Source organism: Streptomyces sp. NPDC040432 (assembly GCF_055595445.1).
The window spans coordinates 83060-108747 of sequence record NZ_JBVIVP010000007.1; the positions used below are offsets into that span (position 1 = coordinate 83060).

Sequence of the window (25688 nt, forward strand, 5' to 3'; positions counted from 1 at the left end):
CCCCCGGCCCTTCCTCGGCCAGGGATCCGCAACAGCCGCAACGCCGCAACATGCCTGGTCAGAGGCTTGGGTTTGTTGCGGGTCGCGGATTTGTTGCGGATGGGCGCCGCCACAGTCGGTGCAGCGGTGCCCACGGGGTGGTGCTGGTCAGCCGGCGATGTGGAGCGGGAGTGTGGCGGTTTCCGGTGTCGCGTTGCGGATGCCGGTGGGGGTATCCGCAACGGATCCACCCTCTGTGAACTGCGATGTTGCGGATGTTTTGGATGTTGCGGACCTGAGCGGGGGCGAGGGGCAGTAGCGGGTCCACGCGTCGGAGAGGTCGTCGGCGAAGTAGCCCTTGGGCGTGCCGGAGGGCATCCGGAAGGTTCGGGGCTTGATGGGCTTGTTCGCCGGGGTGACGTACTGGCCGAGCATCTTGGCCAGAGTCCGGGAGGTGATCGGCTTGTCGTCGAGGTCGGCCCACGGGGAGTCGTCCAGAGCGAGGAGGCATTCGAGGATCACGGCGGTGGGCATGCGGTCGGCTCCGCAGAACACCTTGTCCCGCAGGTCGGTCAGCAGCCGGATACCGAGGGACGCCTCCTCACTGTCGTGTGCGGCGGCGATCAGTTCCACACAGGCGGCGCGGGCCCGCTCGGGCCAGTCGCCGCCGGCGGCGTCCGCAACGGCGAGGAGCGGCTCCCAGACGTCGGCGGGCCGGTCGGTGACGCCGTCGGGCATCTCGGGCCAGGCCTCGGATACCTGGTCGCGGACGGTGTCGGCCCACTTGGCGAGGCGGTCACGCAGGGCGTGGCCCTGCTTCTCGTGCACGCGGCGGCGGTAGGGCTCGCAGGTCTCGTTCGGGGCGCGCTTGCGCATGCGGATGATGACGGAGCGGGTCAGGATCGTGTCGGGCAGGGAGCCGAGGCCAGCCATGGCGACCGCGCAGAACGAGGAGAACCATCCGGCGGTCTGGTTAGTGCCGTCCCCGACGCAGCGCAGGGAGTTCCCACCGCGGCGGTAGCCGGAGTTCAAAAAACCTCGCACCTGCTCGTTGTCACCGGCCTTGGGTCCGAAGACGGTGTCGATCTCGTCGAAGAGGAGGGTCGGGGGGCCTTCCGGGGCGTCGACCAGGCGGAAGAGCGCGTTCGGGGACGCGTTGACCGTGGTCGCGGCTCGTGGGGTCAGGGTCTCGATGATCTCCAGCGCGCGGGACTTCCCCGATCCCGGCTCCGGGGACAGGAACGCGATACGGGCGGTTCCGTCGAACGCGTCGATCAGGTGGGCGTGCGCGTCCCACAGCGCGACCGCGACGTAGGCGGCCTCCCTGGGGAAGACGTTGAAGCGCCGGTGGAATGCCTCCACCGCGTCGAGCAGGACGGCTCCGTCGATGGGTGCGGCCTGGGGCTTGTGGTCGCTCATCAGGCGGCCTTCCCTTCCTGGGATACGAGCAGCGGACAGAGGTCGCGGTGCTGGACGTGGTCGTCGATCAGGGCGAGCGCGCGTGCCTGTCCGGCGGCGAAGAGGTCCCGCCCGCACTGGCACCACGACCGAACGGACGGGGTGACGCCGCGACCGGGAGCGACGATGTGGAGCCAGGCCACGGGCCGGCGTCCGTCGTCGGCGGGCGGGTCAGGGCGAACTAATGAAGGGACGCCTTCGGCGACGACCCTCGGCGCACCACCGCCGTCGGGGGCGGGAGCTGGTTCGGCGGGGCGGGTCCCGGTACGGGTGTGGGTGGGGCCTTCCAAGGAGGGATGGGGGTGGGTGGTCATGCCATCTCCCGGGCGCGGACCATGCGGGCGGAGCTGTCGAGGGCGCTGCGGATCGTGGCGCGGCACTCGGCCACGGTGAGTCCGCGATCCTCCCCCGCCGCTTGGAAGGCTTCCTCGACCTCCTCTCGGGGGAGGTCGCCCCACGCGACGAAGCGCCCCACCTTGAAGGCGCTGCGGTTGAGCGTGTTGTTCGCCTGCTTCGCGGGCGCCCGGCGGACGACGTCACATTCGGCGTCCAGCGCTGCGCGGGCCGCGCTGCCGCTGCGGACCGATCCCGGCATCAGCATGCGGAGCGGGCGTGGTGCCGGGGGCTGGAGGAGGGTCAGGAGCCAGGCGGGGAGTTCGGCGGGCGGGGAGTCGTCGGTGACCTGGTAGACACCGGCGGCTGTGGTGCTGCCGGGGGCGACGACGTATCCGCCGTGGGCGCGGGTGTCGATGAGCGGGGCAAGTTTGCCCGCGGTGTTCCCGAGCCGGGAGCTGTCCGGGGCGGTGAAGTACAGGTGCGTTCCGCCGGAGGGAGTCCGCACGGTGCGGGTGACCGGGACGGGCTGCCCGGCGCGCTCGCAGAGCGCCAACAGGTTGTCCGCGCCGCCAGGCGCGTCCTGACCGCTGTTGGGCTTGGGCATGTCGAGGTCGATCACGATCAGCCCGGCGGGGCCGGTGGCCAGGCCGATGTTGTACGGCTTGTGGCTCCAGCACCGGGCGATGACGGCCTGGTCGGTGGTGGCGCGCTGCTCCCATTTCACGTGGCCAGCGGCGCAGACACCGGTGAGGGGGCAGCCCTCCTGTCGGTGCAGGGCGGGGTTCTTCGAGCCGGGGCGGAGCGGGAACACCGGCCAGTCGCGTTCGGCGGCCGCGAGGGCGGCGTTCAGCAGGGTCTCGCTCATGCCGCGCTCCTGACGCCGGGCGCGGAGGTGAGGTGGGTGGAGAGGAGTTGGGTGTAGGCGTGGTGGGCCTGCTGGGGGACGACGCCGTTGCCGAGGATCTTGAGCTGTTGTGCGCGGGGGATGCCGTCCACTTCGGTGACCCAGCCGGAGGGGAGGCCCATAAGCCATTCGACGAAGGCGGGGGCGAGACGGCGGTTTCCGCGGGTACCGGGTTCGGTCGGGCAGGGGGCTCCCCGTCCGGTGACGGTTTCCCAGCGCCGGATGGCGGGCCGGTAGTCGGTGCCGTCGGTGGCCAGCCACTGCTGGTCGAGGCGGACGGCTTGGCCGGGGAGGTAGTAGCGGCCGCCGGTGTCCCGCTGGTTGGGGCCGCCGTGCGGTCCGTCGGATGCCTTCGGGGTGGGGAGGAGCCTCAGGCTTCGGGCGGGCCCGGGAGCCTTGTGACGAGGGTCCGGAGGTTGAGTCCGCCCTTGCGGTTGGGGCTGGTGCCGGGTCCGCCAGTGCCGTCCGAGGTGGTGGGGGTCGGCATCAGCGGGATGGGCGACGGCGAACCAGCGGTCTCGGTTGTGGGGGGCTCCGACGGCGGGGTCACCAGCCCGTAGACATGTCCACCGCGCGTCATACCCGAGCGCGGCCAGGTCTTCGGCGACGGTGTCCAGCCCCCGCGAGCGGATCGCCGCCACGTTTTCCAGGAACACGAGACGCGGTCGAATGACGCCCACAGCCGCAGCGACGTCCTTCCAGACCTTCGACCACTGTCCATGGATCCCGTCCCTTCGGCCCGCGTTGGAGATGTTGCGGCACGGCCAGCCCGCGCCGATGACGTCCGGCCGGTGCAGGTCCCGGACGTGTCGCCAGTCGATGGAGGTGATGTCGCCGAGGTTCGGGATGCCGGGGTGGTGTGCGGAGAACACGCGGGAGGCGTGGGGGTCGTTCTCGGCGAAGGCGACGACCGGGCCGCCGAGCCCGGCGGACAGGGCCATCTCCAGGCCGCCGTAGCCGGCGCACAGGGCCAGTAACCGGGGCGGTCGGGCGGCCTCTCGCGGAATGTGGGTGGGGTGAGTCATGCTGGATGTCTCCAGTTCTTGAGAAGGCTGGGAGACGAGGGCGGCCCGGACTTTGGCGAGACGGGGCCGCCTTCGGCGTTCAGCGGTGGTGCACGCTTCCATGGGCACGGCCGAAGAGGCCGGTCGCGGTGACGTGCTGCGTGATGTGGGTCGTGGGTCGGCCGGCGCTGCGACGCGGTCGGGCCACAGCGACGACTGCGCCGGCTGCGATGAGGGCGACGGCGGCCCAGAGTGCTTCGGTCAGGGCGATCAGTCCTGGGGCGGCGTAGGCGAGGCCGGCGGAGGCGGCCGCGATGCCTCCGCCGACGGTCGGGGCGAGGAGCGCGGTCGTCTTGGCCCACGCCGGGATCCGCTGGACGGGCGTGGTCTCGGGCACGGTCGTGTAGGCGAGGGTCCGGGTGCCGTCGGGGAGAGTGACGTACTGGACGCCGGGCGGTATCGCGGCGGGCAGCGTCAGCGGCTCGGGAACGGCCGGCGGGTAGACGATCGCGTCGCCGTACCGGAGCGGCGCTGGGAGGGTCGGGTGGGTGGGTTCGTAGGTCATGGCGGACTCCAGGGGAAGTCCGGCAGGGCCCGGGCCGTGGTGGCTCGGGCCCTGCCGGGGCGGGGTGTCTGGGGTGTCAGGGTGGGTGTCCGGTGGGGGTGTCTGACGCGTCAGACACCCGTCTGACACCCCTCGCGCACACGTATGACCTGGGTATTGGGGCTGTTCGCCTGTCAGGGCTGTCAGACGCGTCTGACGCGTCAGGCCGCCGCCTGGTACGGGACGATCCGGTAGCGACCGACCTCGCTGGTCTCGGCGAGACGCCCGGCCATGACGAACTGGGCGACCTGTCCGGAGACCCAGGAACGGCCGCGTCCGTAGCGGTCGCAGTAGGCCATGAAGTCCGCCGGGCCGACCACGTCCCGGCCCTCGTCCTCGAACTCTTCGAGGACCTCCTCCATCGCGGCCCGGGCCTCTGCGGTGCTGATCTTCGGGCGCGGTTCATCGGCCGGCGGGCGGGCGGCGAGTTGGACGACCTGCTCGACTTCGGGGAGTTCCCGCTCCGCGTCGATGAACTCCCCTTCCACGTAGTCGTCCTCCTCGTCGGTTCCGCTCGGTGGCCGCTGGTCGTAGTCGTCCTCGTCGGGGTAGTAGTCGTTCTCGTCGTCCTCGTCCGGGCCGTGGCCGTTGGGCATGGTGGTCTCCGGCTGGTCGGTGGTGCCGGGCATCGGGTAGCGGGTGCGGCCGGTGAACGCCCGGTCGGCGGAGCGGGCGGCCGCGCCGGCAGTGACGGGATCGATCGCGGCCCGGATGTCGGCGAAGGTGACGACGACCCAGTTGAGGTAGTCGACGCTGCACAGGTAGTCCCGCATCGGGGTGGCCCATGCGTCGTCGGGGACGCCGTTGGCGACGAGGTAGGAGTAGCCGGGCTTCTTGTCCTTCCACACGTGGGGGGCGGCGCCCGCGTCGAGGACGTCGTCGTCGAGGGCGAAGCGGGCGTCCTGCTCGGTGCGGACGCCGTGGCACCAGGAGGAGCCGAGGGAGGCGCGGGTGTCGGTGGAGACCTGGTTGCCCGACGCCCGCTGCATCGACAGGACGAGGGAGATGCCGGCGGAGCGGGCTTCCTGGGCGAGGCCGGTGAACACGTCGTCGTCGATCTCACGGATCGTCTTCGCCGCTTCCTCGAACCAGGCCACCAGGTAGGGCATGCCCGGGGAACCGTCGGCCTGGGTCTCGGCGCAGGCCGGGACCCACTGCTTGTAGCCGTACTTCGCCAGCCACGCCGTGCGGGCCGGGATGACGGCGGTGAGGGCTTTGATCATGGCTTTGGTGGAGGGCATGTCGAGGGCGGCCCAGTCGATCGCGGGCAGGAGCGGGCCGAGGGTCTGCTCCTTCTTCGCCGGGTCCGACGCCCACACGATCACGTCCCGGCGGGTCAGGATCTCCGCGAGCGCGGTCAGGCCGCCCTCGGACTTCCCGGAGCCGGTCATGCCCATGAGGAGCAGCATCATCGCGTTGCGTGCTTCGTCCGGATCGCCGGGGAACCACATGACCGCCGGGGCGCCATCCTCGTAGATCCCGACGACGACGGGGAAGCTGATCGACTCCCCGGGGGCGCTGGGGCCGGGGCAGGGGACGGTGTTCTTCAGCAGGTCCAGCGGGACCACGGTGAGCATGACCCGGGATGCCGAGTCGGGGTTCTCCTGGATCCGGATCGCCGTCTTCGGCACATCCAGCGCCCCGGCAATGCGGGTCAGGTTCTTCGACACGTCGTCCGGGGTGAGCTCGCCGCGGGGGAGTTGGAGGTCGAAGGAGGCTTTGTTCGGGCCGACCTCCGTGCGGAGTACCTGGGTCTTGGCCAGGCCGACCTTCTCCAGGAACCCACCATCCGCCGACTGGCCCGCACCTTCGACGTTCTTGCGGAGGATCTGCCGGATGTTCCACGACAGGGCGAGCGCGGGGGCGCCGATGAAGTACAACTCCCCCAGCGGCCCCGCCCCGGGTCCGGCGATCGCCGCCGCGGTGAACCAGGTGGACGCTGCGGCGACGGTGACGGCGGAGTGCAGGCGGCGCTGTTGGGTGGTCGACTTGCCCGCCCACCAGGTGAGGCCGGTCAGGGCGACGGAGGCGAGGGTGAGGCCGGCGGTGACGCCGGGCTCGCCCGACCAGAAGTAGTGGGCGGGCAGGGAGGCCAGGCCCGTACCGGCACCGGCGAGCCACGGCGGCAGGTGGGGCTTGGCGCGATGGAGCAGGTACTCGCCGATCCCGCCGCCCTCGCCGTGGGCGTCGTACTGCTGCCGGGTTTCGTCGGGTGATGTGGTTCGGGGCATGCTCTGACCTCCCTGCGATCAGGTGTCGTTAGCCGTTGAAGTCGAAGCGGCGGCCCTGGCGCGGGCGGGCGTGCGGGGCGAGCTGGGGGTCGAACTCCCGCTGGAACGCGGCGTAGGTGGCGGCGAGGTTCTTCGCGGTGCCGAGGGCGTCCTCGGCGGCCTTCTTCATCCGCCGCGACACCCTGCGCGCCCGCGCCCGGGAGCCGAAGGGGCGGCCTTCGGGGTCGGGGATCTCCTTCAGGACGGCGTTGAGCATCTCGGCGGCGTTGGCCAGCTCGAAGGACATCTGCAGGAAAAGCCCACGGCCGCCCTCGCAGTAGTTGCGGATGTCCACGTTGGAGAAGAACTCCGGGTCCCCCAGCGGCGAGTGCATCCGGCCCCCGGCTCCCCGGCCCCGGCCGTTGCCCTGCTGCTGGAAGCCGCTCTGCTGGCCGCCGGCCCCGGCGCGGGGGCCGGAGTCGTTGATGTGGAAGTGGTACTCCCGCGTGCGGTTGGACGTCCGCGACCGCGACTTGCCACCGGGGGCGCCAGCCGGGCCCGGCTGCTGCCACTGACCCTGCTGCCATCCGCCCTGCTGCGGGCCGGGCTGCTGGCCGCCGGTGCCGTTCTGCGGACGGCGCGGGCCGGGAGTGCCGTTGTTGGGCATCCAGGTGTTGTTCGACATCAGCGGGTCCCCTTAGCGGTGAGGGTGGAGCGCAGGCGGGCGAACAGCCACGTGACCTGTGCATCGAGGGTGATCAGCGACCACAGGCCCATCAGAACCGGCTCGGCGGGCCCGAACCACAAAGCCAGGCACAGCCAAGCCAGCGCAGCCAGCGCGAGGACCGCCAGCGCGATCCGGCGGGCGCCCTCAGCCTGGGTCCGCACGGGGCGGCCCTTGGCCTTCCACCCCAGAACTGCCAACAGGACGGCGGCGGCCGGGGCCGCGACGAGCGCGGCCCACGGCGTGATCAGGTGGACGATTCCCGTGACGGCCAGCAGCAGGATCGCGAGGCCGGTCGGTGCCCAAGTGCGGCGGTGCTTCCACACCCAGCGGCCGGACGCGGCCGCCGCCCGCCGGGTCAGGGCGGGTTCGTCGGAGACGACGACGATGATCTGAGGCCCCTGGCGGCGTCCGCGCTGGCGGGGGATGTGAACGGTGGGCGCGGCGCCCTTCGCGGTGTGTGTGCGGGTACGGCGAGACACAGCAGAACTCCTTGAGGCGGTAGGGAGGTTCAGGCGGCGCGCTGTCCAGGGAAGTCGTGGCAGGCCACGCACATGCCGAGCGAGGTCGGGATCACGTAGGGGAGGTGGTCGCGGCAGACGGGGCACCGGCGGCGGGCGGCGTTCGCCTTGGCGAGGGCCGCCCACCGGTTCCGGGTCATGGGCCGGACCGGCCTGGCGAGGTCGATCCGGTAGAGGTAGGCGACCAGCGGGCCCCGCCGCCGGCGCGGCCGCTCCAACTGGGCGACGACGTCCTGGCCGCCGGGCCGGAGCCCGGCGGCGCGGAGCTGACGGCGGGTGGCCAGACCCTCAGGGGCGAGCCGCCACCGGTAGACGGGCAGGGTGCTCATCGGCCGAGGGCCGGAGCGGTGGAGGCGTTGCCGTCGCGGTGTTCCTGGTAGCGGGCGGAGGCCCAGCCGACGGACCAGCCGGACAGCTCCGCGGCGACCCGGACCGGCACCCCGGCCGCGAACGCGGCGGCCACGGTGGCGCGGGCCTGCTCCTCCGGCAGCTTGGCTGGCGGCGGGCCTGCGGCGAGGAGGGCGGCGCGTTCACGCTCCATCCGCTCCTGTTCACGGACCCGTTCACGGCGCTCACGCTCCGCCTGTTCCTGCGCCTGCAGCTCGCGCTGCTGCGCGGCCTGGCGTTCAAGGCGTTCACGCTCGGCCTGCTGCTGTTCGCGGATCTGTTCACGGCGTTCAGCCGCTTCCCGCTCCGCCCGCTCGGCAGCCTCTGCCCGCTCGGCTTCTTCGCGCCGGATGCGGTCCTGCCGGGCGGCTTCCTCGCGGGCCAGACGCTCCTCGTGTTCACGTTGTTCACGGGCGATGGCCGCCTCGTGCTCGCGCTGTTCACGAGCGGCCCGGAGCCGGTTCTCCTCCCGCTCCGCCGCCGCCCGATCCCGGGTGTCCTGCTCGGCGCGCTTGCGGCCCTCCACGGCCAGGACAGCAGCCGTCAGGGCCCGCCGGTAGGCAAGCCCCGCCTCCGCCGTGACGATCAGCAGGAGGGGTGCCACGGAGTGCACGGCGACCCCGACCAGGTCCCCGGCCAGCGCGGATACGCCCACGTTGAGGGCGAGGGTCATGGTGCCGGTCATCCACCGCAGCGCCACCGGCCAGGCCCCGCCGTTCCCGCCGAGACGGGCCAGGACGGAGTCGAGACGGACCACGATGACCACCGCCGCGTCCACGACGAGCGGCAGGATCGGGGCCGTCCACCGCCACTCGGCTGGCGTGTGTGCGGCCATGAGCGGGGTGACGGTCAGGACGGAGTAGAGCATCGCCCCGCCGACGATCAGCCACGTCCCGACCGACAGAGCACGCTCGGACGAACGGATCTGAACACGGTTCACGAGGTGGCCTCCGCCCGTGAACGCTCGCCCTCGGGGGCGGGGATCGTGGTGAAGCAGATCAGCTTCACCGGGCCACCGGAGTAGTTGGTCACTGCCTTCATGACGCTGGTGCGGCCGTCGCTGTGAACGCTGTGCTGCACTGCTCGGGGGCGGATCCCGAGTGCCTGGCACCAGGTCTCGAACCCGTCGGCATCGTCGTAGAAGGACAACTCCAGCAGGTCGGGGTAGACCGTGGAGATAGCCACGCACGGCGCCGGCAGGTGCCGGTATTCGTCGGCGAAGATGCGCAGTGCCATCAGCGGAGCGCCCAGGGCCGAGAGGGTGATCGGAGTGGTCACGCGGCACCGCCCTGCATGCCCGCAGCGGCGGCGGCCTGGTTGGTCAGGTCCCGGCGAACAGCGAGCATCCGCCGGCGGGCCCGGCGGATCCGCTGACCGTCCAGCTCGGACGGCGTCCGGTCCAGAACGGCGATCTCCGCGTCGAGGAGGTCAACGCTCGCGAGGATCAGCGGCATCTCCCACTCAATCGCATCCAGCTCCGCGTCCGTCGGCTCCAGGCCGTCGGACCACGGGGTAACGAGGTTCTGAAGTGCAGCGATGGACTTCATGGGTCTTGCTCCTTCTACAGAGGAACGGGACTCAGCAGCCCCCGGCGTTCGAGCGTCGGGGGCTGCACTGCATTGGGACGAAGCGGAAGAACTCCGGCTCCCCTCGACTCCGCCCGTACGAGACGGGCAGAGGAGGCAACCGGCCGTAGCCCGATTGGGCGGCGGAGGGGTCGGGGTGGCGCTGTTCCGTGCACGGGGGCAGAACCCGCACACGCCGCCCTCTCAGAGGGGGGCGGATACCTCGATCCACTGTTGAGTTCTCAACGGACAATCGCTTCCTTCGAGCCGTCTCGCGGGCTCTCCGGGCGCCGAGAGCAGCCCAAAAAAGGCCCTCCCCGGTCCACTGTCCTAGGACTGCGGACTTCTGTGGATGACTATGGCCCTACAGTCCCAGGACTGTCAACAGTCCTGGGACTGTGCTTGACTGATCCCATCGAGAGGAGTTCGCGTGGCACCCAAGTGGAGAGAGCTGGCTGACAAGCTGGCCGAACAGATCAGGCGGGGCGACTACGCCCCTGGCCAGCAGCTACCGCACATCCGGGACCTAGTGGATGCGGGTGAGGGATCGAAGTCCACGGTCCACGCGGCGTACAAGGCTCTCGAAGCCGAGGGGTTGGTGACCTCTTCGCGGGGGCACGGAACGGTCGTTCGGGAGCAGGCACCGCTAAAGCGGCTCGGCATCGCCCGGTACGACAAGGCGAAGTGGCGGGACGGCGACGAAGTCGCGTTCATCGCCGACCGGGTCGCGTCGGGCCGAGCCTACAAGCGCGGTGAGCAGACGCAGAGCGTCAGTCGGGTGCCGGCGCCTCCGCTGGTGGCCGCGGCGCACGGGCTTTCCGAGGGCGCTGAGGTGTACGCGAGGGCCAGGCTCGTGAAGGAAGGCGACCAGCCGACGCACACCCTGACCAGCTACTACCGGCCTGAGCACGTTGAGGGAACTCGGATTGTTGACCCGAGCCCAGGTCCGGCCGGCCGAGGTGGAGGCTTCCGCGTCCTCTATGACGCCGGGTACGAGATCGACCACATGCGTGAGGAGCTGTTCGCGCGCGTCGCGACCTCCGACGAGGCGGCGCTGCTCCAGTTGGCCCCCGGTGAATGGGTGGTTGAACTTCACCGCACGACGTACACGGCAGACGGAACCGTGGTCGAGTTCGCCATCGGCCTGCATGCGGCCACTCGATTCGCCTGGGCCTATGACTTCCAGGTCCCCGACTCGGCGCGAGAGGCGACACCGTGATCACGTCGCAGAACTGGGCTGACGCCGAACGGCTCTGGGACTTCCAGCAGATGCACCATGAACTGCGGCCCTGCTCTGTAGCCATCGGGCTTGGCAGCCATGACCTGGGGGTCGCCGAGGTCGCGGCCGACCTCTACCAGCGCGGGATGGCGCCGCTGATCGTTTTCACGGGCGCCACCAGCCGGACGACCCGCGAGCGGATGCCCCGCGGCGAGGCGGAGCACTACCGAGAGCGGGCGTTGGAACTGGGCGTCCCCGACTCGGCCATCCTTGTGGAGCCACAGGCACGGAATACGGGCGAGAACATCCGTCTTTCCCGGTCGCTGCTAGCCGACCGGGGCGTTGGCGTCGAGTCGGTGCTTCTCGTCAGCAAGCCGTACGAGGAGCGGCGGGCTTTCGCGACAGCGCGCAAGCTCTGGCCCGAGGTGGAGGTCGTCAGCGCCTCTGCTCCGATGACACTCGCCGAGTATGTCGATTCGATCCAGGACCCTCGCATGGTGTTCGAAATGCTCGTCGGCGCGCAGCAGAGGCTGCTCATCTACCCGCAGCAGGGGTTTCTGGTCCACCAAGACGTTCCGTACACGGTTGCTGCGGCGTACGGACGCCTGTGCTCCGACGGCTTTACAGGGCGCCTCGTAGCTGAGGAATGAATCGGCGCTGGCATTGCGCCGAAGGAAGGCACCCTGCGCCCCGAGCTGGCGCAGGGTGCCTTACAGATTCTGCAATGTGCGTACCGAGTAGATCTTTCGCTCACGCCCCCCAGCCCGATGAACTCTGGTGACTTCCACGGAAGCTCTTACGCGCTGCTGGAAGTGCTGATTGAGTTCAGGGGTCAAATCTTCGCCGACGCTCGCCTTAATTACCTCACCGCTGTCGGTTAGGATTTCCACCTTGCTATTGAATGCGTTAGCGCTGCCAAGCCATCCTGTGACTTCGACTATTTCCGGGGTGCCGAATTCACTGTGCTCGCAGAGTGTCTTGACATGCTGGACTCCAGTAGGTGTCCAGTTGCTGCGCCGAACCTCCCCGGCCTCCGTCTGCCAAGAGACCTGCAGCCCGACGCCAGCATCCGTCAGAGCCCCAGAAAGCGCCCCGATGTGCTTCATCGCGCGCTGACCTAGAGGTACGAGGTGCTCGGCCAATAGCTCGTCGGAGTCGCCTGCCCCCTCTGACAGATCCACCAAATCGAGGACTGCTTCGACCGCTTCATCGAGCATGTTCCTAGAGGGGCCAGCCGGCGGGATGGAATTCACGTCAGTCTCTACTGTGTCACTAGCTGGACCGTAGATAGCCACACCAAATGACGACGGGAACATAGCGGCCGCACTCAATGCAGTCGCTTCTCGGATGTCGCGGGGAATGGAGGCGTAGCTAGTGGCGTGTCCGGCCAGTGCTTGAGCAACGGCAGAAACCGACTCCTGCAGGTGAGTCAAGAAGGCGCCAAGAGTCGTCAAGCGAACTGAATGCTGGGCTGTTGCTGCGCCCGTCAGGGCCACATCGAGCCGTCGCCGAAAATCTGTCCGGCGGTCGCCGTCGTCTACCGATTGTAGAAGTCGGTTGCGCTGGACGGCGGCGAACTCCTCGGGAGTCGCCGGAGTGGGCAGGCCTGTAGTGGTCCGCCGGTTCTCCCGCTTCCACCGACGCACAGCCTCCTTGTCGGCAGGGTCAGGGAAAGGAACGGGCGCCGTCATAGCAGCACCTCCACGTATCCTCGGCGCAGCTGCCCGCGTCCCCTGGTTCCGGGAGTCAGCGGACGTGTGCACTGCCAGACTTCATCGTAGAGTCCAATGTCTCTGAACGACGACGCATCCGTCTTCGTCAGCAACATCGGCAACATTTCCGATACGGGCAGCTCCTCCGGAAGGCGGACGAGGAGGGCGTCCACGCGCATGCCGCGTTCCACGCACCAGGCCCGGAGAGTCAGCTCATCGAGATCAAAAAGATCATCTGATCCAAGCCTGTCGTACGCTTGGGCGCGCAGGAGGTAGACGACGTCGATGTCACTCGGATCTGGCTTGCTGCTCACGAAGCTTCCGCCTACCCAGACGCGAGAAATCTCGCCTGCCATTGCCTCCATGCTTGCCCTGTGCTGCTCCCACTCGGTCCATATTTCTTGACGGACCACCGAGCCGGTTGACTCGACCATTTGGGTGTAAAGGTCGTCCAGTGACGCCGCATAGCGCCCAGGCGGCAGGAAGCCTGAGTCAGGATCCAGCTCAAGTAGGCGCGTCATCGTTCGTCCCCCTCCCCTTGGCTCACCGATGCTAGCCGCGGCCCACCTCCTGTAGTAAGGGGTTCGTCTGACAGGCCCGGGAAGTTCGGGCTGGCGTGAGTGGCCGGTGGCAGCGCACGCTAGGAAGCGCCAACAGGCGCCAGCCCAGGCACGCTCTGGGTGCCGGGTGCCAGGTCGCTCTTGTCAGCCGCGCAGAAGCGCGTCCGGACCGACCGAGCGGCCGGAGATGAGGTCCCTTGCCTTGCTGAGCTCCGTTCTCGCTGAGATTTTCTGTCTCAGTTGTGGGCTCATCGCTGGCTGGATCCGCGACGGTTCGTGGATGGTTGCTGATGTACGGGGGTGGGCTCTGACCGGCGGATTGCGCGCACCCGAGACGTCTACGGACGGCGGCGGAACGGGATCATACAACTCGTAATGCGCGGGTCCAGGCTCACCGTAGAGCCCAGAGCAGGCTAGCGCCGCGCACCTCTGCGTGGGCGCACCGCATACGAAACTCCGACTGTCGGAGCGGGCGGCTAGTGTGCTGCACGTGAAAGATCTTCTGAGCAAGGTTCTTGATCTACAGCCGCGTTGGACGTCGAAGAACGATGAGCACATGCGGGCTCGTGGCGTCATCGTCCGCCAGGAACTGCCTGACGTCCTTCGAGGCCACGCGTCCGCTCTGGCTGATGCGCTCGGCACGTCACCGGACAACTTGGGTATTGAGGGGCGGGACGGGACCGGCCTGAAGACGGAGATCCCTTGGTTCCGCGTGTTCGGGCGGGAGGAGTCGCCGAGTGCGACCACGGGTTGGTACGTGGTCTACCTTTTCAGCGCGTCGGGCCGGCACGTCTACCTGACGCTGAACCAAGGGACCACTATCTGGACGGGCGGCGACTTCAAGGCGCGACGGCCCGAGGATCTGCGGGCTCGTGCTGGTTGGGCCCTTCCGCTCCTGGCGGACAGGATGTCGACCCGGCAGGACTTGCTCACGACCATCGAGCTGGACGCCAGGACGGCTCTGGGTCGCGGCTACGGACCCGGGAACGTCGTGGCCATCGCTTATGACCGCGACGACCTCCCGGAGTCGGATGTCTTGCTCGCTGACTTGCTGTTCATGACGGGGCTGCTGGGAGCTCTGTACAGACACGAACGTCTCGCTCCACACATCCCGGGTGACCCCGCCCCCGAGGTACTTGAAGCCGAGCAGAACGCCGCCACAACCGCAGGTCGGCGGACACCCGCAAGTGCTCGGAAGCGGCGCTCCGGTCAGGGCTTCCTGCTCACGGCCGCCGAACGTAAGGCCATCGAGCTGCACAGCGTGCGCATGGCCACGGAGTACTTCGAGTCACAGGGCTGGTCGGTCAAGGACGTGGGCGCCAGGGAGTCTTTCGATTTGCTTCTCTCGCGGGGCGAGGAGCGGTGCCGCGCCGAGGTGAAGGGCACCACCTCTGCTGGCACGGACGTGGTCCTCACCCGTGCCGAGGTCGAGAAGCAGCGTGACTATTACCCGGACAACGCGCTGGTGGTCGTCCACTCGATCAAGCTTGATCGCACGGGGGCGGCGCCGACGACAAGCGGCGGCGTCCTGCACTGCACGAGTCCCTGGGACGTGGCAGAGGAAGACCTCACGGTGATCTCCTATGCCTACCGGACGCCAGTGGGACCGCCTGCATCGCCGGTGCAGACACCGAGTCTCAGCGTTCCCGACCAGCGCTGGCCAGCGGAGACGGCCGTGTCCTTCACCTAGCCGGCGCCGCTGGAAGCAGGCTCAGAAGGTAGGTCTGAGTCTCGGGGTCTGTGGAGTAGAGGCGGGTGCCCTTGGAACCGCGGCTTGCGAGTACGCGGTAGGCGTTCAGCCCGTAGGTGAGGTAGCGCTGGGCGGGGAGGACCTTCAGGGGCTTGTCGCGGCTGGCGTCGGGGTGGGCGATCCAGCGATCGCCGCGGCGGACGATGTCGTTGCCCATGATGACGACGTTGTAGTCGTACTCCATGCCTTGGGCGGTGTAGACGCAACCGACTTGCTGGTGGCCGCCGACGTCGGTGGCCCAGTAGGGGCGCCCGGGAACGTCTGGGATGTCCATGCTTGTCTCGTCGGCGCGTGCGTTCCACGGGCGGGACCAGGTGTAGGAGCCGCCCGGCCCTGTCCAGGAGATGGTGACCTCTGGCCGGAGCGGCGGGGTGGAGGGTGACTCCCAGGGCCAGCAGAAGCCGGCGGTGATGCGTGCACTCCTGCCTGCGGCAATGTGGTCCGTGACCCAGCTCTCGAAGTTATGCGGATTCTGGGCAGAGGCCAGGTCGTAGTCGCTGCCGGTCCACATGGGCGCTGGCCCTGCGGGCTGTAGGAGCTGGTTGACCCAGTCGAGGTAGGCGCGTGAGCCGTTGCACCGGAACTGGGTGGTGAGGTTGGTGTGCCAGAACGTGTGGCCTTGGCTGTGAGCGTAGTGGCGTAGCTCGTGGAGGGTGACGCCCTCGGACGGTCGCACGATCTGCTGCTCGTCGAGGAACAGGACGATCACGCCAACGCGGTCGATGATCTGACCTAGGACTGTGGGGAAGGGGTCGCGGCGGTAGTCGGGGTAGGTCCGTGCCCGGTGTGCTTCGTCGAGGAGCACGACGCTGTCGGACTGAAGGCCTGTGGGGACCTTGTCCACGAGGGTGGTGATGAGGCCGCGCGAGGCAGGACCCACGGTGCGCTGTAGTTGCCGGGTCAGGGTGCCGCTGGGCGTGGCGAGGCGGGGGTTGGCGTGGGGCTGCCCGCATAGGTCGCCGAGGAGTCGGCAGGCGATGGCCGTCTTGCCTGTTCCGGGCCCGCCGGTCACGACGATGATGCTCTTGCGGGCCTGGCGACGGGATTCGGTGACGGTGTGGAGTATCTCCTGCCGAGCGAGGTCTTGGTCGCCGATCAGGGTGAGGGCACCGTTGCCCTCGATCACGCCTCCCGCCCGCCGTAGCAGGCCGGTGGAGGGGCGGTGGCGCGTCCGCAGAAACGCGGCGAGCCGTCCGCTGTCCGTTGGGCGGAGGTCTGCGCAGCCGAGTCGGTCGGCGAGCACGCTTGGCGTGGGAGTTGGGGTGAGGTCCTCGCGGCCCAGGATCGGAAATTTGGAGGAGGGGCCTTGACCGGGGAGGGAACGGAGCGTTTCCACCAGGGTGCTCGGGGCGTCATGCAGGACCGCGACGCCCCGGACGTCCAAGGGGTTGGCGTCCTGGGATACCCAGTCCTTGAGATAGGTGACGTATCCGCCGACTTGGCGGGCCGGGTGCTGGACGATCCGTTCGCCGATCTTGACCATGCCCGGCCGGGCCACATTCGTCTCCGCCGTGGTCCACTGCTTCAGTTCAATCACGACCGTGCGGAGTCTGCCGTCCGGGGCCTGGCCAAGCAGCAGGGCATCGACCCGTTCCCCGGTGGCGGGCAGCAGGTACTCCAGCAGGACATGCAGCTCCCCCAGGCCGGCAGCGAGGACAGCGTCCACGAGACGGGGCCAGCTCCGTCGCCAGCTCCGCACCTCTTGCGCGGTGGGGGCGGTCCCGAACAGGTGGATGAACCGGGCTTCGGACGCCGGGATGAACGACGGGTCGGCTAACTCCACAGCCAGCGCCTGGACGGTTCCCTCGTAGACATGCATGGCCAGAGCTATACCAGGCGGCACTGAAGACAGGGTCCCCAAGGGCTCGTGTTCCGTGGTCAGTGGGGTCTGGTACTTCTTGATCATGACGATCCGATCGCTGCAGCAGGCCTTGGCACAATTCGCCGCCGAGCGCGAGTGGGAACAGTTCCATACCGCCAAGAACTTGGTCATGGCCCTGTCCGGGGAGACCGGTGAGCTGCTTGAGATCTTCCAATGGCTGACCCCCGAGGAGTCCGCCACCGTCATGAGCGATCCGAAGAAGGCGACCCAAGTACGCGAAGAAGTCGCCGACGTTTTCGCCTACCTGCTGAGGATGGCCGACGTCCTCGAAATTGACCTGGAACAGGCTCTGCTTGAGAAGATTGAGGTCAACGGCCGTAAGTATCCAGTCGATCGGGCACGCGGCCGGGCGGACAAGTACACGCAACTGGGGGGTTGAACCAACGATGCGCATCGTCATGCAGCCGGCACGCCGGTCCGAGAAGGTCGTCAACAAGCACTACGAAGACACCATTGCCAGTCCCGTCGACATCGCTGCCCATGCCCATCTCCTGGAGCCCGAGGTCGTCGAGCAGCTCAAGCAGCTGTTCCCCTCAGGGCAGGCGCAGATGTGGGGTGTCGTCCCCGGTAAGAAGAACGTCAACGTCGCGCACGTGAAGAAGATGAGCCCAGGTGACTGGGTGTTCTTCACCGGCGACAAGAAGCTCTACCTCGGCGGCACCATCGCCCTGATGTGGCGTAGCAGCGAGCTGGCGAAAGAGCTGTGGGAGACGAATGACGAGGGCCAGACCTGGGAGTACATGTACGCCCTATCCGGAACCCGCGGCTTCGACATCCCCGTTGCCGAGATCCGCAGTTTGCTCGGCTGGAACCCGAACCGCAACATCATGGGCATCACCGTCTTGGGTGAGGAGGAGAGCGACGCCCTCCAGACCTACCTCACCCTCGACCCCGCGCCGGCTGCCGTCCAGCAGGACAACGTCGAACAAGACGAAGAGGCCGTCGCGGCCTACGACGGCGAGCTTGAGCGTAAAGCCACCCGAGCTCAGCGCGGAGAGCAGGCAGCACTCAAGCGGCGTCTCCTCCCGGGTCTGACCGGAGAGTGTGCCCTGTGCGGTCGAGAGCTTCCCGGCACGTTCCTGATAGGGGCGCACATCAAGAAGAGGGCGATGTGCACGGACGACGAGAAGCGCGACCTGGCGAACATCGCCATGCTCGCCTGCACCCTCGGCTGTGACGCCCTGTACGAACACGGATACGTCACCGTCGCGGAAGGAGGCGATATCAAGGTCAGCGCTCTCGCGGCAGACATTCCAGAGATCGTCACGCACATCCAAGAACGGCTGGCGGGCCGCATCGTCACCTGGTGGACCCCGCAGCGCGACCCCTACTATGAGTGGCACCGCACGCACACCTTTAAGGAACTGCCGCCCGCCTGAGCCCGCCCATGCACGGTAGTTGGACGACCGGGTTCGCAGGCGATTCATCCTCGACTGATCACCGTCGTCACCCCGCGACTCGAGCGCCGACGGGCGCTGGGAGAATCTCGGGAGAAAACCTGGCTCGGCAGGCCTCCTAGCAGGCTTCGAGACCGATGTAGCCCAAGCCTCTGAACTGCGGCTATGGCGATTATGGCAGGTCGAGCAACAGCCCCGACCTCATTCGGGACGAAGAGGTCGTGGGTTCAAATCCCGCCACCCCGACACTGTAGTACCAGGTCAGGTGGCCTACTCAATGAGTAGGCCACCTGACCTGTTTTCATGTCCGGACGGTTCCGGTGGGTACGAGGGGGCCTTGTTCGGCCCCGGCCGCGGCCCCGGCCCCGGGGTGGCGGGGCGGGGCCGTGGTGGTCAGTGGTCCAGCGGGTTCGCCGCGATACGGGACGCGGCGCCGCCCGCGACGTAGGCGGCGGCCGCGCACGCCGGCTTCCGTGCGGCCTGGTCCTCGACGAGCGCGAGGAAGGCCGCGCCGAAGCCCAGCCGCGGGTACGCGGACAGCAGTCCGGCCGTGAACGACGGGTCGAACTCCGTGACGCGCAGCCCCGAGACGTCCGCGCTGGTACCCACCTGGAGGAGGTGGCTCTCCGCGTCCTCGGCGGCGCCGACGTCGTCCCGCATGTGCAGGACGATCACCTCCTGCGCGCGGGCGCGGCGGGCGGGCGCCCAGCCCAGTCCCGCCGTGAACACCCGGGCCACGTGCCCGCCGGCCTCCTCGAAGGGCAGGGTGTGGCTGTCGAACGGCACGGTCAGGCCCAGGTCGTGCAGCAGGGCGCTGACGTAGAGGAGTTCCTCGTCGTACGCGATCCCCCGTTGGCGCGCGTACTCGGCGGCGAAGGCGTAGGAGCGGACGGAGTGGTTGAGCAGGGCCGCGTCGGCGTACTCCGAAGCGGTCTCGAAGGCGGATCGGGCCGCGCGGGAGTCGAGTTCGTACCGGGTCCGTGTCATGGCCGCACCCTAGGTTCCCCGGGTGAAGTCCACTTCGGAGGGGGTCTCGCCCGGCCAGTTCAGCAGGGTCGGTTGTGCGGGCGTCCGCGCGAGGACTGCGCCCCGGGCGACCACGTACCGGGGTCGGACCTGTCGGCGGATCGCCTCCTGCGGGGTGGGGGCGGGCAGCAGCACGAAGGACGCCGGGGCGCCCTCGTGGATCCCGTACTCGGAGGCGTCGAGGCCCAGCACCCGGGCCGCACGGTCCGTCACCATCGAGAAGGCGAGGGGGATCTCGTCCGCTCCGGTGAGCTGGGCGGCGTAGACCCCGACGAGGGCGGTCTGGAGCGGGTTGGCCGTGCCCAGCGCGTTCCAGGGGTCCATCACGTCGTCGTGGCCGAAGGCCACGTTGACGCCTGCCACCAGCATCTCCTTGACCTGGGTGAGGCCGCGCCGCTTGGGATAGGCGTCGAACCGGCCCTGGAGGTTGAGGTTCGCGAAGGGGTTGGAGACGAGGTTGATGCCCGAGCGGGACAGCAGCCGTTGGAGCTTGAACGCGTAGGCGCCGTTGTAGGAGCCCATGGCCGTCGTGTGCGAGGCGGTCGCACGGTCGCGCAGGCCCGTGCGCATGGCCAGGGTGGCCAGGGTTTCCACGAAGCGGGACTGTTCGTCGTCGATCTCGTCGCAGTGGGCGTCGACGCGCAGCCCGTGTTCCTCGGCCAGCGCGAAGGCCTTCCCCAGTGAGGCGATCCCGTCCTCGCGGGTGTCCTCGAAGTGCGGGATGGCCCCGACGACGTCCGCCCCGCGGGCCACGGCCTCGCGCAGCAGCGCCGCGCCGTCGGGGAAGGAGTCGATGCCCTCCTGGGGGAAGGCGACGATCTGGAGCGTCATGACCTCCCGCACCCGGTCACGGACCTCCAGCAGGGCGTCGAGCGCGGTGAGGGAGGGGTCGGTGACGTCGCAGTGGGTGCGCACGTGCAGCACCCCGTTGGCCGCCTGCCAGCGCAGCACCTCGGTCGCCCGGTCGATGACGTCCTCACGGGTCAGGGTCCGCTTGCGTTCGCTCCAGCAGGCGATGCCCTCCCAGAGGGTGCCGGAGGCGTTGGGCCGGGGCTGCCCGGCCGTGAGGGCCGTGTCCAGGTGGATGTGGGGCTCGACGAAGGGGGTGGTGAGGAGGTCACCGTGGGCCTCGATCAGGATCCCGGTCGCCGGGGGTTCCTTCTGGTCGTCGTGCGGGACCACCCGTGCGATCCGGCCGTCCTCACCGACTTCCACGTCGGAGAGGGCGTGCGCTGGTGTGTCGAGCAGCCGGGCACCCCGGACGATCATCCGCATGCGGCCAGCGTACGGACGCGGGTCTTCGTTTCACGTGAAACGCCGCGTTCGCCCGGCAGGTCGCCCGGCAGGTCGCCCCACGGGGAGTGGCGCACCGCACGTGGCCCGCTGTTTCACGTGAAACAGCGGGCCACGTGCGGTGCGGGGGCCGGGGGGCGCGGCTGGTTCAGCCGCGCTTCGCCTGGGCCTTCTGCTGCATGCCCCGCGTCTTCGCGGCGACCGACTGCACGTCTCTGACCGCGGCCTTGGCACGCGCCTCGGCCGCCGTGTTCTTCGCCATCGCACGCTCGGAGTCCTGGTGGCCGTGGTGACCGCCGCGCGCCTTCTTGGCCATGATCAACACCCTCTCGTCAGCGATCGACGTACGCCCACCACCATGCGCCCGTTCGGCCCCGTCGGCATCTCGACGCGTCAGCGGCGCCGGTGCGGCAAGAATGGAGGGCATGACCAGCGACAGCGATGTGACCCCCGGCGACACCCCCGAGACGCGAGAGATGCCCGACTGGGAGAAGCGCTTCCGGGCTCCGCGCGTAGGCCTGCCCGAATGGGCCGAGGACGCCCCGGACCGCTCGCTCTTCGTGTCCAACGCGACCGGCACCTACGAGCTCTACGCCTGGGACCGCGCCACCGGCGCCCAGCGCCAGGCCACCGACCGCCCCAACGGCACCACCGACGGCACCCTCTCCCCCGACGGCGAGTGGATCTGGTGGTTCTCCGACACTGACGGCGACGAGTTCGGCACCTGGGTCCGCCAGCCGTTCGCCGGCGGCGCCGACGAACCCGCCACGCCCGGCCTGGAACCCTCCTACTCGGCCGGCCTCGCCATCGGCCGGGACGGCACGGCCGTCGTCGGCCGGTCCACTGACGAGGACGGATCGACCATCCACGTCGTCCGGCCGGACGGCAGCGCCCCCACCGTCGTCTACCGGCACCGCGAATCCGCCGGTGTCGGCGACCTCTCCCGTGACGGCACCCTCCTCGCCATCGAGCACACCGAACACGGTGACGCCATGCACTCGGCGCTGCGCGTCGTCACTCTCGACGGGGCCACCGTCGCCGAGCTCGACGACTCCCGCGGCGGCACGGAGGAGCTCGGCCTGGAGGTGCTCGGCTTCGCACCCGTCGCCGGGGACACCCGCCTCCTGGTCGGCCACCAGCGGCGCGGCCGCTGGGAGCCGATGGTCTGGGACGTCAGCAGCGGCGCCGAGGAGGACCTGGCGATCGAGCTGCCCGGGGACGTCAGCGCCGAGTGGTACCCGGACGGGTCCGCCCTGCTGATCGCGCACAGCTTCGAGGCGCGCAGCGAGCTGTGGCGCTACGACCTGGCCGCGCGGGAGCTCGTACGGGTGGACACGCCTCCGGGTTCGGTGTCGGGCGCGACGGCCCGCCCGGACGGCACCGTCGAGTACCAGTGGTCCTCGGCGGCCGAACCGGCCTCCGTCCGCTCCACCGCCGGCGTCGTCGTGCTCGACCCGCCCGGTTTCCGGCCGCCGGGCTCGGTTCCGGTGGAGGACGTGTGGGTGGACGGCCCCGGCGGCCGCATCCACGCCCTCGCGCAGCGCCCGACGGGCCACGGCGAGGGCCCCTTCCCGACCATCTTCGAGATCCACGGCGGGCCCACCTGGCACGACAGCGACTCCTTCCTCGCCACTCCGGCCGCCTGGCTCGACCACGGCTTCGCGGTGGTCCGGGTCAACTACCGCGGCTCCACCGGCTACGGCCGGGAGTGGACCGACGCCCTCAAACACCGCGTCGGCCTGATCGAGCTGGAGGACGTCGCGGCCGTCCGGGAGTGGGCCGTGGCCTCCGGCCTCGCCGACCCGGCCCGCCTCGTCCTGTCCGGGGGGTCCTGGGGCGGCTATCTGACCCTGCTCGGCCTCGGCACCCAGCCCGACGCCTGGGCCGTGGGCCTGGCCGGCGTCCCCGTCGCGGACTACGTCACGGCGTACCACGACGAGATGGAGGCCCTGAAGGCCCTGGACCGCACGCTGTTCGGCGGCACCCCGGAGGAGGTCCCCGAGCGCTTCGAGGCCTCCTCGCCGCTGACGTACGTCGACGCCGTCACGGCTCCGGTGCACATCGCCGCCGGGGTCAACGACCCGCGCTGCCCGATCCGTCAGATCGACAACTACGTCGACCGCCTCGCCGCCCGCGGCGCGGTCCACGAGGTGTACCGCTACGACGCCGGACACGGCTCGCTGGTCGTCGAGGAGCGCATCAAGCAGGTCCGGATGGACCTCGAATTCGCCCTCAAGCACCTGAAGGTCTGATCCCGGGCCCGTCCGGGGCCCCGCCCGTACCCGCCCCGTCCGGCCGCCCGCGGGCGGTGGGGCGGGGTGCGGGGCCGAGCCCCGGAGGCGGGGCGGCCCCGCACCCCCCGTACGGTGGTGGGGTGCACCGGTTTCTCCTGACCCCGCGCTGGTGGGGGATCAACGTCTTCGTCGCGCTCGCCATCCCCTTCTGCCTGTTCATGGGGTCCTGGCAGCTCGGCCGTTTCGAGGATCGCGTCGGCAGCCACCGGGAGGCGACCGCGGAGCGGCCCGCCGACCGGGCGGCGGCGCCGCTGGACTCGCTGCTGCCGGTGACCACGGAGACCTCCGGACGGCTCGCCTCCACCGCCGGTGAGTACGGGCGCCAGTTGCTCGTCCCCGAGCGCCGGCTCGACGGCGAACAGGGCTTCTACGTCCTGACCCTGCTGCGCACCGACTCGGGCCGGACCCTCCCCGTCGTACGGGGCTGGCTGCCGGGACCGGCGGACGCGGCGAAGGCCCCGGCCCCGCCGACCGGACGGGTCGAGGTCAGCGGCGCCCTGCAGTCATCGGAGAACTCGGGGACCAAGGGCGTCCACTCGCAGGGCGGCCTGCCGGAGGGGCAGCTCGGGGTGATCGGGTCGGCCACGCTGGTCAACCTGGTGCACGACCCCCTGTACGACGCCTGGCTGACGGTGCAGACACCCGTCGACGGCATGACCCCGGTCCCCGCGAAGGCCCCGAACAACACCGGCCTCGACCTGAAGGCCTTCCAGAACCTCGGCTACACCGGCGAGTGGTTCGTCTTCGTCGCCTTCGTCATCTTCATGTGGTTCCGGTTGTACCGCCGCGAGGTGGAGACCCTGCGCGACGCCGAAGCCGGCCTGCTGCCGGCCACCCCGGTCGCCGCCCCGGCGCGGGCCACGACCGGTGAACCCGTCCCGGACGTACCCGACGTCCCGGACGCGTCCTCCGCTACGGCGCCGCAGGCGCGATGATGCCCGTTCTGTAGACCGTCCCGCCGCAGGCCGCCGGGATCGTGGTGTGTGTGACCGGAGCCCCCGCCAGCGGCGTGCTGGGCGTGTGGGACACCTCCACGCCCGCCGGGTCGGGCGCCGTGGAACCGCTGAGGGCGTCCGCCGCCGCGGCCGGGCTCGCGCCCGTCCCGCTCGCGGCCGCCGGGTCCGCCGAACCGGCCGGCCCCTGGACCGGGCCGCCCTGCTCCGCGGGCTTCCCCGAGGGGTTCGGCGTCGACGCGGGACAGGACTCGGCGGTCGGCACCCAGGCGAAGCGCACCTCGTAGGCGCTGTTCGGGTCGAGCACCAGTTGGGGCGTCTCCGCCGACGGGGCCGGCAGCAGCCCGCTCGCGGGATCCCCCTCGCGGTGGCCCGTCACCGTCACCGCGGGGCCCTGCGCGGGCGGCGTCGTCGCCAGCGAGGCGGCCGTCACCCGGTCCGGGCCGGTGACGGTACAACCGCGTGCCGACACGTTGGTGACCTTGAAGCTGCCGTACACCTTGCCGTCGCTCTCGGGAGCGCGGGCGCTGCCCCGCACGCCCAACTGCTCGGAGGTGCAGGCGGGGACCGTTCCGGGGGCCGCCGGCGGGGGCGTCTGTTCGCTCCCCGGGCCGGCCCCGGTCGCCGCGCCCGCCGTGGCGGTGCCGGACGGGCCGGCCGTGACGCCGCCGGACGCGGATCCATCGGCCTGCGGCGACGTCGGTTCGCCCGTGCCGTCCTGCGGTGTCGGGCCGGTGGACCGGGTCGGCTTCGGCTGGTTGCCGGCCCCGGCCCCGTTGTGGCGGGGCTCCGCGGGGTCCTCGGTCCTCCCGCCCTGTGCCTGACCGTGCCCGGCCATCGTCGAGTGGTCCGTGGTGGTTCCCTGCTCGCCCCCCAGGTGCAGGGCCGCCGGAACCCCGGTGGCGGCCAGCAGTACGGCCGCTGCCGCCCCTACGACGGCCTGGCGTTTGCGGGCCCTGCGGGCGGGCACCGCCTGACGCAGCCGCTCCAGCGCGCCCTCGGAGGGCTCCAGGCCCTGGACGGCACCGGCCAGCAGGCTCCGTAGGGCCTGTTCGTCACCGTCGTGCCCGGCGGTCGCCACCGGGCCGGTCGGATTCTTGTGGTCGTCCGTCATGACTGCGCAGCCTCCATCGCCACCCTCAGCGCGGCAATGCCCCGCGAACCGTACGCCTTGACCGAGCCGAGCGATATGCCGAGCGTCTCGGCGACCTGGACCTCCGTCATGTCCGCGAAGTAGCGCAGCACCAGCACCTCGCGCTGTCGGCGCTGGAGTCCCCGCATCGACTTGATCAGGTCGTCGCGTTCCAGTTGGTCGTACGCGCCCTCCTCGGCGCTCGCCATGTCCGGCATCGGCTTCGAGAGGAGCTTCAGGCCGAGGATGCGGCGGCGCAGGGCGGAGCGCGAGAGGTTCACGACGGTCTGGCGCAGGTAGGCGAGGGTCTTGTCCCGGTCCCGGACCCTGTTGCGCGCCGAGTGGACGCGGATGAAGGCCTCTTGGACGACGTCCTCGCAGGAGGCGGTGTCGTCGAGGAGGAGCGCGGCCAGGCCGAGGAGCGACCGGTAGTGGGCCCGGTAGGTCTCGGTGAGGTGATCGACCGTGGTCCCCGCGACGACGGGCTTCTCGGCGGCGGCCTGCTCGGCGGCCGACGTCCCGGTGGCGGGCTCCCCCGTCGCCGTCGTGTCCGCGGGCGTGCCGACCGTACCCGCGCTATCGCGGGGCGAGGGCACGCGGCCGCCCGGGGTCGGCAGGGCGGAGGGCGTGGCGGGCGGAGCACCGGCCGGCGGTACGGGAACGATCACGGGGAAGCCGCCGGGTGTGCCGGCGCGTCGCCGCGACGGGACGATTCCGGTGCGTGCGGGTACGACGGCGAAGTCGAGCAATGCCTCTGCCACGCCCTTTGGACACGTAT

Annotated in this window: 27 protein-coding genes; 7 read left to right on the forward strand and 20 right to left on the reverse strand. The window is 70.0% G+C overall.

Going from position 1 to position 25688, the window contains the following annotated elements:
* Positions 1-147: 147 nt before the first annotated feature.
* The 12 genes from ACZ58N_RS17630 to ACZ58N_RS17685 form a co-directional block, all read right to left on the reverse strand.
* Positions 148-1398, reverse strand: a complete 1251-nt coding sequence (locus ACZ58N_RS17630; RefSeq protein WP_471160276.1) for a DUF3631 domain-containing protein — start codon at positions 1396-1398, stop codon at positions 148-150.
* Positions 1398-1580: a hypothetical protein gene (locus tag ACZ58N_RS17635; RefSeq protein WP_471160279.1), complete on the reverse strand. Its 183-nt coding sequence runs from the start codon at positions 1578-1580 to the stop codon at positions 1398-1400. The genes ACZ58N_RS17630 and ACZ58N_RS17635 overlap by 1 nt, the downstream gene beginning before the upstream one ends.
* A 167-nt stretch (positions 1581-1747) precedes the next feature.
* The gene (locus ACZ58N_RS17640; RefSeq protein WP_471160282.1) at positions 1748-2638 is read right to left on the reverse strand and encodes a bifunctional DNA primase/polymerase; all 891 of its coding nucleotides are present in this window, start codon (positions 2636-2638) and stop codon (positions 1748-1750) included.
* Entirely contained in the window at positions 2635-3702 is a 1068-nt protein-coding gene (locus ACZ58N_RS17645) for a DNA cytosine methyltransferase (protein ID WP_471160285.1), read from the reverse strand. Before ACZ58N_RS17645 ends, ACZ58N_RS17640 begins: the two co-directional genes overlap by 4 nt.
* Positions 3703-3781: 79 nt before the next feature.
* Positions 3782-4246: a hypothetical protein gene (locus ACZ58N_RS17650; RefSeq protein ID WP_471160288.1), complete on the reverse strand. Its 465-nt coding sequence runs from the start codon at positions 4244-4246 to the stop codon at positions 3782-3784.
* Positions 4247-4446: 200 nt separating this feature from the next.
* Positions 4447-6516 (reverse strand): plasmid transfer protein TraB, encoded by a 2070-nt coding sequence (traB, locus tag ACZ58N_RS17655; protein ID WP_471160291.1) that lies wholly within the window; start codon positions 6514-6516, stop codon positions 4447-4449.
* Positions 6517-6544: 28 nt separating this feature from the next.
* Positions 6545-7180, reverse strand: coding sequence for a plasmid transfer protein TraA (gene traA, locus ACZ58N_RS17660; RefSeq protein ID WP_471160293.1), 636 nt, complete (start codon positions 7178-7180; stop codon positions 6545-6547).
* Positions 7180-7701: a hypothetical protein gene (locus ACZ58N_RS17665; protein WP_471160296.1), complete on the reverse strand. Its 522-nt coding sequence runs from the start codon at positions 7699-7701 to the stop codon at positions 7180-7182. The genes traA and ACZ58N_RS17665 overlap by 1 nt, the downstream gene beginning before the upstream one ends.
* Positions 7702-7730: 29 nt before the next feature.
* Complete coding sequence (locus ACZ58N_RS17670; RefSeq protein WP_471160299.1) at positions 7731-8069, reverse strand: RRQRL motif-containing zinc-binding protein; 339 nt, start codon at positions 8067-8069, stop codon at positions 7731-7733.
* Positions 8066-9067, reverse strand: a complete 1002-nt coding sequence (locus tag ACZ58N_RS17675; protein WP_471160302.1) for a DUF2637 domain-containing protein — start codon at positions 9065-9067, stop codon at positions 8066-8068. Before ACZ58N_RS17675 ends, ACZ58N_RS17670 begins: the two co-directional genes overlap by 4 nt.
* Positions 9064-9405 (reverse strand): hypothetical protein, encoded by a 342-nt coding sequence (locus ACZ58N_RS17680; RefSeq protein ID WP_471160304.1) that lies wholly within the window; start codon positions 9403-9405, stop codon positions 9064-9066. The genes ACZ58N_RS17675 and ACZ58N_RS17680 overlap by 4 nt, the downstream gene beginning before the upstream one ends.
* A complete protein-coding gene (locus tag ACZ58N_RS17685) occupies positions 9402-9674 on the reverse strand; it encodes a DUF6284 family protein (protein WP_471160307.1) in 273 nt (90 codons plus the stop codon). The genes ACZ58N_RS17680 and ACZ58N_RS17685 overlap by 4 nt, the downstream gene beginning before the upstream one ends.
* 448 nt (positions 9675-10122) lie before the next feature.
* Between ACZ58N_RS17685 and ACZ58N_RS17690 the strand changes: the two genes are divergently transcribed.
* Entirely contained in the window at positions 10123-10911 is a 789-nt protein-coding gene (locus ACZ58N_RS17690; RefSeq protein WP_471160310.1) for a GntR family transcriptional regulator, read from the forward strand.
* Positions 10908-11561: a YdcF family protein gene (locus tag ACZ58N_RS17695; RefSeq protein ID WP_471160313.1), complete on the forward strand. Its 654-nt coding sequence runs from the start codon at positions 10908-10910 to the stop codon at positions 11559-11561. The genes ACZ58N_RS17690 and ACZ58N_RS17695 overlap by 4 nt, the downstream gene beginning before the upstream one ends.
* Before the next feature lie 60 nt (positions 11562-11621).
* Here the strand turns inward: ACZ58N_RS17695 and ACZ58N_RS17700 are convergent, their stop codons facing one another.
* Positions 11622-12602, reverse strand: a complete 981-nt coding sequence (locus ACZ58N_RS17700; protein WP_471160316.1) for a hypothetical protein — start codon at positions 12600-12602, stop codon at positions 11622-11624.
* Entirely contained in the window at positions 12599-13144 is a 546-nt protein-coding gene (locus ACZ58N_RS17705) for a DUF6932 family protein (protein ID WP_471160319.1), read from the reverse strand. The genes ACZ58N_RS17700 and ACZ58N_RS17705 overlap by 4 nt, the downstream gene beginning before the upstream one ends.
* A 529-nt stretch (positions 13145-13673) precedes the next feature.
* On the opposite strand from ACZ58N_RS17705, the gene ACZ58N_RS17710 reads away from it, so the two are divergent.
* On the forward strand, positions 13674-14873 hold the full coding sequence (locus tag ACZ58N_RS17710) for an MrcB family domain-containing protein (protein WP_471160321.1): 1200 nt from the start codon (positions 13674-13676) through the stop codon (positions 14871-14873).
* Here ACZ58N_RS17710 and ACZ58N_RS17715 read toward each other — a convergent pair.
* Positions 14866-16752: a DNA/RNA helicase domain-containing protein gene (locus ACZ58N_RS17715; protein WP_471160324.1), complete on the reverse strand. Its 1887-nt coding sequence runs from the start codon at positions 16750-16752 to the stop codon at positions 14866-14868. The two genes, ACZ58N_RS17710 and ACZ58N_RS17715, sit on opposite strands and share 8 nt — an antisense overlap.
* Before the next feature lie 85 nt (positions 16753-16837).
* On the opposite strand from ACZ58N_RS17715, the gene ACZ58N_RS17720 reads away from it, so the two are divergent.
* Positions 16838-17194, forward strand: a complete 357-nt coding sequence (locus tag ACZ58N_RS17720) for a nucleotide pyrophosphohydrolase (protein ID WP_471160327.1) — start codon at positions 16838-16840, stop codon at positions 17192-17194.
* A gap of 7 nt (positions 17195-17201) precedes the next feature.
* On the forward strand, positions 17202-18194 hold the full coding sequence (locus ACZ58N_RS17725; protein ID WP_471160329.1) for a hypothetical protein: 993 nt from the start codon (positions 17202-17204) through the stop codon (positions 18192-18194).
* 411 nt (positions 18195-18605) lie between these two features.
* Here the strand turns inward: ACZ58N_RS17725 and ACZ58N_RS17730 are convergent, their stop codons facing one another.
* The 3 genes from ACZ58N_RS17730 to ACZ58N_RS17740 all read right to left on the reverse strand — a co-directional run bounded on the left by ACZ58N_RS17730 (position 18606) and on the right by ACZ58N_RS17740 (position 20847).
* Positions 18606-19199, reverse strand: coding sequence for an HD domain-containing protein (locus ACZ58N_RS17730; protein WP_471160332.1), 594 nt, complete (start codon positions 19197-19199; stop codon positions 18606-18608).
* 9 nt (positions 19200-19208) lie between these two features.
* Entirely contained in the window at positions 19209-20513 is a 1305-nt protein-coding gene (codA, locus tag ACZ58N_RS17735) for a cytosine deaminase (protein WP_471160334.1), read from the reverse strand.
* A gap of 166 nt (positions 20514-20679) precedes the next feature.
* Positions 20680-20847, reverse strand: coding sequence for a hypothetical protein (locus ACZ58N_RS17740; RefSeq protein WP_471160337.1), 168 nt, complete (start codon positions 20845-20847; stop codon positions 20680-20682).
* A gap of 109 nt (positions 20848-20956) precedes the next feature.
* Between ACZ58N_RS17740 and ACZ58N_RS17745 the strand changes: the two genes are divergently transcribed.
* Positions 20957-22783, forward strand: coding sequence for a S9 family peptidase (locus tag ACZ58N_RS17745; protein WP_471160339.1), 1827 nt, complete (start codon positions 20957-20959; stop codon positions 22781-22783).
* A 122-nt stretch (positions 22784-22905) separates the two neighbouring features.
* Positions 22906-23760, forward strand: a complete 855-nt coding sequence (locus ACZ58N_RS17750) for an SURF1 family protein (RefSeq protein WP_471160342.1) — start codon at positions 22906-22908, stop codon at positions 23758-23760.
* Here ACZ58N_RS17750 and ACZ58N_RS17755 read toward each other — a convergent pair.
* Positions 23738-24892 carry a hypothetical protein gene (locus ACZ58N_RS17755; RefSeq protein WP_471160345.1) on the reverse strand — a complete coding sequence of 385 codons (1155 nt, stop codon included), beginning with the start codon at positions 24890-24892 and terminating at the stop codon, positions 23738-23740. The genes ACZ58N_RS17750 and ACZ58N_RS17755 overlap by 23 nt on opposite strands.
* The gene (locus ACZ58N_RS17760; RefSeq protein WP_471160348.1) at positions 24889-25671 is read right to left on the reverse strand and encodes a SigE family RNA polymerase sigma factor; all 783 of its coding nucleotides are present in this window, start codon (positions 25669-25671) and stop codon (positions 24889-24891) included. Before ACZ58N_RS17760 ends, ACZ58N_RS17755 begins: the two co-directional genes overlap by 4 nt.
* Positions 25672-25688: the final 17 nt, after the last annotated feature.

Bases quoted from the DNA above. Each gene is read 5' to 3' on its own strand.
- ACZ58N_RS17720 (WP_471160327.1), top strand. From the start codon at position 16,838: ATGACGATCCGATCGCTGCAGCAGGCCTTGGCACAATTCGCCGCCGAG.
- ACZ58N_RS17755 (WP_471160345.1), bottom strand. From the start codon at position 24,892: ATGACGGACGACCACAAGAATCCGACCGGCCCGGTGGCGACCGCCGGG.
- ACZ58N_RS17705 (WP_471160319.1), bottom strand. From the start codon at position 13,144: ATGACGCGCCTACTTGAGCTGGATCCTGACTCAGGCTTCCTGCCGCCT.
- ACZ58N_RS17645 (WP_471160285.1), bottom strand. From the start codon at position 3,702: ATGACTCACCCCACCCACATTCCGCGAGAGGCCGCCCGACCGCCCCGG.
- ACZ58N_RS17745 (WP_471160339.1), top strand. From the start codon at position 20,957: ATGACCAGCGACAGCGATGTGACCCCCGGCGACACCCCCGAGACGCGA.
- ACZ58N_RS17685 (WP_471160307.1), bottom strand. From the start codon at position 9,674: ATGAAGTCCATCGCTGCACTTCAGAACCTCGTTACCCCGTGGTCCGAC.
- ACZ58N_RS17640 (WP_471160282.1), bottom strand. From the start codon at position 2,638: ATGAGCGAGACCCTGCTGAACGCCGCCCTCGCGGCCGCCGAACGCGAC.
- traA (WP_471160293.1), bottom strand. From the start codon at position 7,180: ATGTCGAACAACACCTGGATGCCCAACAACGGCACTCCCGGCCCGCGC.
- ACZ58N_RS17715 (WP_471160324.1), bottom strand. From the start codon at position 16,752: ATGCATGTCTACGAGGGAACCGTCCAGGCGCTGGCTGTGGAGTTAGCC.
- codA (WP_471160334.1), bottom strand. From the start codon at position 20,513: ATGCGGATGATCGTCCGGGGTGCCCGGCTGCTCGACACACCAGCGCAC.
- ACZ58N_RS17650 (WP_471160288.1), bottom strand. From the start codon at position 4,246: ATGACCTACGAACCCACCCACCCGACCCTCCCAGCGCCGCTCCGGTAC.
- ACZ58N_RS17740 (WP_471160337.1), bottom strand. From the start codon at position 20,847: ATGGCCAAGAAGGCGCGCGGCGGTCACCACGGCCACCAGGACTCCGAG.
- ACZ58N_RS17730 (WP_471160332.1), bottom strand. From the start codon at position 19,199: ATGACACGGACCCGGTACGAACTCGACTCCCGCGCGGCCCGATCCGCC.
- ACZ58N_RS17700 (WP_471160316.1), bottom strand. From the start codon at position 12,602: ATGACGGCGCCCGTTCCTTTCCCTGACCCTGCCGACAAGGAGGCTGTG.
- ACZ58N_RS17670 (WP_471160299.1), bottom strand. From the start codon at position 8,069: ATGAGCACCCTGCCCGTCTACCGGTGGCGGCTCGCCCCTGAGGGTCTG.
- ACZ58N_RS17630 (WP_471160276.1), bottom strand. From the start codon at position 1,398: ATGAGCGACCACAAGCCCCAGGCCGCACCCATCGACGGAGCCGTCCTG.
- ACZ58N_RS17725 (WP_471160329.1), top strand. From the start codon at position 17,202: ATGCGCATCGTCATGCAGCCGGCACGCCGGTCCGAGAAGGTCGTCAAC.
- traB (WP_471160291.1), bottom strand. From the start codon at position 6,516: ATGCCCCGAACCACATCACCCGACGAAACCCGGCAGCAGTACGACGCC.